We start from the raw sequence: 1,128 nt of genomic DNA on the forward strand, positions 1-1,128 counted from the left end.
AGATAGATCAGAATGCTACGGTGAATACGTTCCCGGGCCTTGTACACACCGCCCGTCACACCATGGGAGTGGGCTGCAAAAGAAGTAGGTAGTTTAACCTTCGGGAGGACGCTTACCACTTTGTGGTTCATGACTGGGGTGAAGTCGTAACAAGGTAGCCCTAGGGGAACCTGGGGCTGGATCACCTCCTTAACGATAGATACATTTGTTTRTTAGTGTCCACACACATTGCATGGTTGAAAAGTAAGAGAGTACTCAAAGGCTCCCAACGCCTTTGAGAAAAAACATAGTGTCCCGTTCGTCTAGAGGCCTAGGACACCGCCCTTTCACGGCGGTAACAGGGGTTCGACTCCCCTACGGGATACCACTTCTTTTTAAGAAGTACCACTATGGGTCGTTAGCTCAGTTGGTAGAGCAGTTGACTTTTAATCAATTGGTCGCAGGTTCGAATCCTGCACGACCCACCATTTTCTTTCGAAAATGGGACAATGTGGGCGATTAGCTCAGTTGGGAGAGCACCTCCCTTACAAGGAGGGGGTCACTGGTTCGAGCCCGGTATCGCCCACCACTTTCTAAATATTTTCTGCACAAAACAATAGATTCAATGAGTTACTTATTGAGTCCGTTTTTCGCCGAAAGAATTTAGAAAGTGTTTTGTTCCAAGAATGAAATGCATGCTCTTTAACAATTTGGAAAGCTGACTAGTAATCAATCAGCGTTATACGTAACGCTGAATGAAAACTAAATTTTAAAAGTTCTCAATATAAAACAACACATTTAAGTGTCTTGTATGTTGAGTGCATCTTCGATGTACTCTTCAATCTATTTGAGTCCGGCGAAAAAAACCAAGAACATATTTTTGTGTTCGACTTGGTTGTTTGCCATACGAAACCCTTTGGGGTTGTATGGTTAAGTGACTAAGCGTACACGGTGGATGCCTTGGCAGTCAGAGGCGATGAAGGACGTATTAACTTGCGATAAGCGTAGATTAGGCAGTAAAAGCCACTTGAGTCTACGATTTCCGAATGGGGAAACCCACTTGCATAAGCAAGTATTGCTGCGTGAATACATAGCGCAGTGAGGCAAACCGGGGGAACTGAAACATCTAAGTACCCCGAGGAAGAGAAA

3 tRNA genes and 2 rRNA genes are annotated in these 1,128 nt (G+C 44.8%); all 5 read left to right on the forward strand.

The features are described from left to right. Positions 1-192: ribosomal RNA gene (locus L4C32_RS20685) — 16S ribosomal RNA — on the forward strand; the annotation flags it as partial. Between the two features lie 99 nt (positions 193-291). Further along, positions 292-367 (forward strand) — tRNA-Glu (locus L4C32_RS20690). A 24-nt stretch (positions 368-391) separates the two neighbouring features. Continuing rightward, positions 392-467 (forward strand) — tRNA-Lys (locus tag L4C32_RS20695). 25 nt (positions 468-492) lie between these two features. Next, a tRNA-Val gene (locus tag L4C32_RS20700) sits at positions 493-568 on the forward strand. Positions 569-907: 339 nt separating this feature from the next. Further along, a 23S ribosomal RNA gene (locus L4C32_RS20705) occupies positions 908-1,128 on the forward strand; the annotation flags it as partial.

The organism is Aliivibrio kagoshimensis (assembly GCF_050337105.1).
GTDB classification, from domain to species: Bacteria; Pseudomonadota; Gammaproteobacteria; order Enterobacterales; family Vibrionaceae; genus Aliivibrio_A; species Aliivibrio_A kagoshimensis.